The sequence below is a fragment of the Streptomyces niveiscabiei genome (genome assembly GCF_001419795.1).
Classification (GTDB): domain Bacteria; phylum Actinomycetota; class Actinomycetes; order Streptomycetales; family Streptomycetaceae; genus Streptomyces; species Streptomyces niveiscabiei.
The window spans coordinates 1-7032 of the sequence record NZ_LIRL01000532.1 but is presented as its reverse complement, the minus strand read 5'-3'; the positions used below and the strand labels follow the sequence as shown (position 1 = coordinate 7032).

Sequence of the window (7032 nt, the reverse complement as noted above, 5' to 3'; positions counted from 1 at the left end):
CCCCCACCCAGGAGCCCCCCGATGAGCACCGACACCGCCGCCCCCCTCTCCATGCGCCAGGCGTTCAACGGCACCGTCCTCGCCTCCGCGATCGCCGCAGCCGTCGAACTCGGTCTCCTCGACGTCCTCGACGAGGACCGCACCTGTGCCCTCGACGCCTTCGCCCGCGAGCACGGCCTGAGCTTTCGTGCGCTGCGGCTCATCGTGGACGCCCTGGAGGGCGCCGACGCGGTCGCCACCGTCGGTGATGGCGTCACCCTCGTGCCCGGCCCCCGCTTCAGCGAACTCTGGGAGAACAAGGGCTACTTCGTGTGGCTGGTCCAGGGACACGCCCCCCTCCTTGCCCGGGCCGGTGAACTCGCCCGTGCCGGACGCGGCCAGGACGCCGTACGGCTGCGCGACGGCGCTGCCATCGCCCGCGCGGGACGCGACTACGGGCACTTCCATGTCGACCCCGTCGTCGAACGGGTCACCGCCGGCCTTGACTTCGAGCGCGCCGCCGACCTGGGCTGCGGCAGCGGACGCCGGCTCGTCCGACTCGCTCTGCGCCACCCCGGGAAGCGGTTCGTCGGTATCGACGTCGATGCGGGGGCGGTCGAGGCCGCCACCAAGGCCGTCGCCGATGCCGGGCTCGGTGACCGCGTCGAGATCGTGCACGGAGACGTCGCCCGCCTGGCCAAGGGCCGCCACCCCGGCGTCGACCTCGTCCTGTCCTTCTTCCTCGGCCATGACCTGTGGCCCCCGGCGGACTGCGCCGCCTCGCTCGGCCGGCTGCGCGAGGCGTTTCCCGACGTACGGCGTCTGCTGCTCGGCGACACCTACCGCTCCGACCTCAGCAACGACCCCGCCGCGCCGCTGTTCTCGCTCGGCTTCGAGTACACCCACGCCCTCATGGACCAGCACATCCCCGACACCGGCGAATGGGAGGACGCCATCGCCCGCTCCCCGTGGCGCCTCGACGACCGCACCGAACTGGACGTCCCCCACAGCTGCATCCTCCACCTCACGCCGAGAACCTGAGCCCGGGGCCCCACGACGTACACGGCCCGGCCGGGGGAGCGATGACATCGTGGGGCCGAGACAGCGAGGGGGAACCCACACCATGACCGCACCGCGAGAAGAGACACAGATGCCCGCGACACCCAGCGACCTGGTCCGACCGCTGCCCGAACTGCTGCGCGGACACGCCAGGACGCGCGGCACGAAGGTCGCGTTCTCCGACACCCGTACGTCGCTCACCTTCGCGGACCTCGACCTGCGCACGGCACGCCTCGGCGGCCACCTGGCCGCCCTCGTGCCGAGGGGCTCCCGGGTCGCGATCCTCCTCGGCAACCGTGTGGAGACCGTGGAGAGCTACCTGGGCGTCAACCGGGCGGGCTGCGTCGGCGTCCCCGTCAACCCGCACTCCTCCGACGCCGAACTCACCCACGTCCTCACCGACAGCGACGCCCTCGCCGTCATCACCGACACCGCCCACGCCGACCAGGTCCGCACGGTCCTGCCGCCCGGCGGACGGCACGTCATCGTCGTCGGCGACTCCTACGAGGACCTCGTCACCCGCGACCCCGCCACCCCGGCCCGCGACGACCTCGGCCTCGACGAACCCGCGTTCCTGCTCTACACCTCCGGCACCACCGGCGTTCCCAAGGGTGTCCTGTCGACGCTGCGCGCCGTCCTGTGGAACACCGCCACCTGCTACACGCCGATCATCGAACTGTCCCCGGACGACACGCTGCTGTGGCCGCTGCCCCTGTTCCACTCCTTCGCCCACAACCTCTGCGTGATGGCCGTGACCGCCGTCGGCGCCTCAGCGCACATCGTGCCCGGCTTCTCGGCCCCCGAGGTCCTCGACGAACTGCGCGCCCGCCCCCACAGCTTCCTCGTCGGCGTGCCCACGATGTACCACAACCTCGTCCACGCGGCCGGCCCCGAAGGGCTCCACCTCCCCGCGCTGCGCGTCTGCCTGGTCGCCGGCGCGGTCACCACCCCGCAGCTCGCCGCGTCGTTCGAGGCCGCCTTCGGCATCGGGCTCACCGACCACTACGGCTCCACCGAGACCAGCGGCCCCATGGCCACCATGCGCCCCGGCGGCGCACCGCGGCCCGGTTCCTGCGGGCTGCCGCTGCCCGGGACCGACCTGCGCGTCGTCGACCCCGCGACCGGCGCCGACGTCCCGGCCGGCACCGAGGGCGAGATCTGGATCAAGTCCCCGAACATCATGCTGGGTTACCACAACCGGCCCGACGCGACCGCCGAGGCCCTCAAGGGCGGCTGGTACCACACCGGCGACCTCGCCCGCCGCGACACCGACGGCTACCTGTACGTCACCGGCCGCCGCGACAGCGTCATCATCCGGGGCGGCGAGAACGTCCACCCCACCGAGATCGAGGCCGTCCTCCTCAAGGTCCCCGGCGTCCGCGACGCCGCCGTCATCGGCCTGCCCGACGAGGAGTTCGGGCAGGTCCCGGCCGCCCTGGTGGTGCCGGGACCGGACGGCGTGGACTGCGCCGCCCTGTTCGCCCGATGCCGGCGCGAACTCGCCCCGTTCAAGGTGCCCGTCGAGGCCAGGGCGGTACGCGAACTGCCCAGGACAGCCAGCGGGAAGGTGATCCGCAGACTGCTCCCCGGCCTGCCGGGCCGCCTCCTCGGCGTCTCAGGCGTCCACGAAGGACTCCAACGGGTCGGCGCGGGCGGCGAGTTGACGCCCCTGCCGGGCACCGCGCCGCTGCCGTCCCTGGCCGGCCGCGAGGTCGCAGTGACCGGCGGACGGCTCGCCGCCCTCATCGCCGGGCACCTGGTCGAGGGGCACGGAGCCCGTCACGTCGCCGGGGAGCCCTGCGACCTGGCGGTCACCGTGACCGGCACCACCGTCACCGTCGACGGCACCACCCTGGTCCTCGCTGAAGGGCTCACCGACCGCCGTGTCCTCGACGCCCTCGACGTCGCCCTCGGCCACCCCGGCGCCACCCTCGTCACCGCCGCCCGCCCCACCAACCCCGAACGGCTCCCCGAACGGGCCGACTTGACCGGCGCCTCCCTCGTCGACATCGTCACCCGTGAGGTCACCCACGTCCTGGGCGACCCCGTCGGCATCGACCCCGACCGCGCCCTGCGCGAGTACGGCCTCACCTCCGCCGACGCCGTCCGCCTGCGCGACCGCATCGCAGCCGCCGTCGGCCTGACCCTGCCCACCACCCTCGTCTTCGACCACCCCTCGGTACGGGCCGTCGCCGCATACGTACACGGCGAACTCACCGGCGCCACCGAGACGCCGACCCCGGCCGCCGTGCACGAGGCGGCCGACGACGACCCCGTCGTCCTCGTCGGGCTCGCCTGCCGCTACCCCGGCGGCGTCACCACCCCCGACGAACTGTGGCGGCTCGTCGCCGACGAGACCGACGCGATCTCCGGGTTCCCCGACGACCGGGGCTGGGACCTGGAGCGGCTCTCCGCCACGTCCGCCACCCGGCACGGCGGATTCCTGCACGACGCCGCCGAGTTCGACGCCGAGTTCTTCGGGATCTCCCCCCGCGAGGCCCTCGCCACCGACCCCCAGCACCGCCTGCTCCTGGAGACCGCCTGGGAGGCCCTGGAACGCGCCGGACTCGACCCGGCCGCGCTGCGCGGCGAACGGGTCGGCGTGTACGCCGGGCTGATGCTCCACGACTACGTCACCGACATGGACCGGGTGCCCCGGGAACTGGAGGGCTACCTCGCCACAGGCGTACAGGGCGGCGTCGCCTCCGGGCGGATCGCCTACACCCTGGGCCTGCGCGGCCCCGCCCTCACCATCGACACCGCCTGCTCGTCCTCCCTGGTCGCGATGCACCTCGCCGCCCAGGCGATCCGGCGCGGCGAGTGCCACCTCGCGCTCGCGGGCGGGGTCGCCGTGATGGGAACCCCCCAGGGCTTCCTGGAGTTCAGCAGGCAGGGCGCGCTGTCCGAGGACGGCCGGTGCAAGCCGTTCGCCGCCGGGGCCGACGGCACGGGATGGGCCGAGGGCGCCGGGATGGCCGTACTGGAGCGGCTCTCCAGCGCGCGCCGTGCCGGGCATCCCGTGCTCGCCGTGATCCGGGGCTCCGCCGTCAACCAGGACGGCGCCTCCAACGGCCTGACCGCGCCCAGCGGGACCGCCCAGCGCGAGGTGATCCGCCTCGCCCTCCGGGACGCCGGGCTCGGACCGGACGACGTCGACGCCGTCGAGGCGCACGGCACCGGGACCCGCCTCGGGGACCCCATCGAGGCGGGCGCGCTGCTCGCGACGTACGGACAGGGGCGCGGCGCGCCGCTGTGGCTCGGCTCGCTCAAGTCCAACGTCGGGCACACGCAGGCCGCCGCCGGGATCGGCGGGGTCATCAAGGTCGTCCAGGCGATGCGCCACCGGACCCTGCCGAAGACGTTGCACGTGGACGCGCCGACACCGCACGTGGACTGGGCGTCGGGGGACGTGCGGCTGCTGACCGAGAGCATGCCGTGGCCGGATCGGGGGCGGCCCGCGCGGGCCGCCGTGTCGTCGTTCGGGATCAGCGGGACCAACGCGCACATGATCCTGGAGGAGCCGCCGAACGAGCCCGCGGTGCCGGCCGGGCGCGAGCCGGAGGCCGTCGCCCTCACGCTGTCCGGGAAGTCGCCCGAACGCCTCCGCGACTGGGCCGCGCGGCTGGTCCCGGTCCTCGGGACCGTACCGCCCGGCGACCTCGCGCACGCCCTCGCCGGACGCAGCCGCTTCGCCCACCGGGCCGTCGTCGTCGGCGGTGAACTCGCGGCCGGGGTACGGGCGTTGGCGGACGGGAAGCCGGCCGCGAACGTCGTCGCCGGGGTGGCCGACGTCGACGGGAAGGTCGTGTTCGTGTTCCCCGGGCACGGTTCCCAGTGGGCCGGGATGGCCGCCGGGCTCATGGGCGAGTCCGTGTTCGCGGAGTCGCTCCTCGCCTGCGAGCGGGCCCTTACGCCGTACGTCGACTGGTCGCTCACCGAGGTGCTCGCCGATCCTGAGCGGCTGGAGAGGGTGGACATCGTGCAGCCCGCGCTGTTCGCGGTGACGGTGTCGCTCGCGGCGCTGTGGCGGGCCCACGGGGTCGAGCCGGACGCCGTACTCGGGCATTCCGTGGGGGAGTTGGCCGCCGCGTACGTCGCCGGGGCGCTGAGCCTGGACGAGGCCGCGCGGATCGTCGCCGTGCGGGGGCAGGTCATCGCCGGGCTCGGCGGCGGGACCGGCATGGTCGCCGTGTCGGCGGCGCCCGAGCAGGTGGACTGGCTGGTCGAGCGGTGGCCGGACCAGCTGTGGGTGGCCGGGCTCAACGGGCCGACGGCCACGGCCGTCGCCGGGGACGAGATCGCGCTCAAGGGGCTGCTCGCCGAGTGCGCGCTCGACGGGGTGCAGGCCCGGCGGGTACGCATCGGGTACGCCTCGCACTCGCCCCGGATGGAGGCGCTGCGGGAAGAGTTGCTGGAACGGCTGGGGACGGTGCGGGCGGGTACGCCTTCGGTGCCGATGTACTCCACGGTCGACCTGGAGTGGATCGGTCCCGGCGCTCTGGACGCCGCGTACTGGTACCGCAACCTGCGTGAACCCGTGCGGTTCCAACCTGCCGTCGAGCGGCTTGCCGAGGACGGGTTCCGGGTCTTCGTGGAGTCCAGCGGGCATCCTGTGCTGGCCTCCGCTGTCGAAGAGACGCTGGACGGCGTCGGCGCGAACGCCGTGGTCACCGGGACCCTGCGGCGCGATGACGGTGGTCCCGCGCGGTTCCTGTCCTCCGCCGCCGAGTTGTACGTCCGTGGGGTGGACGGGGTGCGGCTCACGCCGGTCGGGCGGGCGGTTGCCCTGCCGTTGCCGACCACGCCGTTCCGGCGGCGGCGGTTCTGGCTGACGACCGGCGGGGCGGGGCGTACGGGGAGCGGGCATCCGCTGCTCGGGGCGTTCGTCGAGTCCGCGCGCAGCGGGGAGTCGGTGGCGACGAGCCGGATCTCGCCGGTCGAGCTGCCGTGGCTGGCGGACCACGCGGTGAACGGGACGTGCCTGCTGCCGGGGACCGCCCTGCTGGACCTCGCGTTGCGGGCCGGGGGCGGTGGTGTCGACGAACTGGTCATCGAGGCGCCGTTGGTGCTGTCGCGGCAGGGGGCGGCCGAACTCCAGGTCGTGGTGGACGGCGAGCGGCGCACGGTCGAGGTGTTCTCGCGGCCGGACCAGCCGGGGGCGCGGTGGCGGCGGCATGCGCAAGGGACCCTTGGTGCGGGGGGAGTTGAGCCTTCTAGGGTCGCTGAACCGGTGCCGTCCGACGCGGTGCAGGTCGACGTGGACTACGCGTCGCTCGCCCTGCGAGGGTTCGAGTACGGGGCCGCCTTCCGCGGGGTGCGGCAGGTGTGGCGGCGGGGTGACGAACTCTTCGCCGAACTCCGGTTGCCGGAAGAGTCGCCCGGTGGGTTCGGCGGGGCCGGGCTGCATCCCGTCCTCGGTGACGCCGCTCTGCACGCTCTCGCGTTCACCACGGACCCGGCCGAAGGCGAGGTGCGGTTGCCGTTCGTGTGGCGGGACGTGTGGGCGGGGGAGTGCCAAGACACCGAGGCGTACGTCCACCTGGTGCCCAGGGGGGTGTCGGACGTCGACGTCAGTATCTTCACCGTCGCGGGGGAGCCGATGTTCCGGGGGACCCTCGGGATGCGGGCCGTCGCACTGCGGGAGTTGACCGGGGCTGTGCCCACCGACTCCGTGTACCGGACGCGGTGGGTCGAACTCGCCGGTTCTGCGGGGGAGTCGGTGGTCTTCACGCCGCCGGCCGGTGATGTGCGCAAGGCTGTGCTGGAGACGCTGGCCCGGCTTCAGCAGTGGCTGGAGGGGGATCAGGATGTTCCGCTCGCCGTCGTGACGCAGAGCGGGGATCTGGCGCATGCGGCGGCCCGGGGGCTGGTGCGGTCGGCCCAGTCGGAGCATCCGGGGCGGTTCGTGGTGGTGGAGACGGACGGGGATGCCCGGTCTTCGGCTCGTATCGGGGACGCGGTGGGGGCCGGGGAGCCGCATGTGCGGGTCAGCGG

2 protein-coding genes are annotated in these 7032 nt (G+C 73.9%); both read left to right on the top strand.

Annotated elements, in window-relative coordinates:
• Positions 1–21: 21 nt before the first annotated feature.
• Positions 22–1020 (top strand): class I SAM-dependent methyltransferase, encoded by a 999-nt coding sequence (locus AOK24_RS25285; RefSeq protein ID WP_055722376.1) that lies wholly within the window; start codon positions 22–24, stop codon positions 1018–1020.
• A gap of 109 nt (positions 1021–1129) precedes the next feature.
• Positions 1130–7032: type I polyketide synthase (locus AOK24_RS25280; protein ID WP_055722375.1), on the top strand; the 5903-nt coding region annotated here is incomplete at its 3' end.

Excerpts from the sequence above, each read along its gene's own strand:
- AOK24_RS25285 (WP_055722376.1), top strand. The coding sequence starts at position 22 with ATGAGCACCGACACCGCCGCCCCCCTCTCCATGCGCCAGGCGTTCAAC.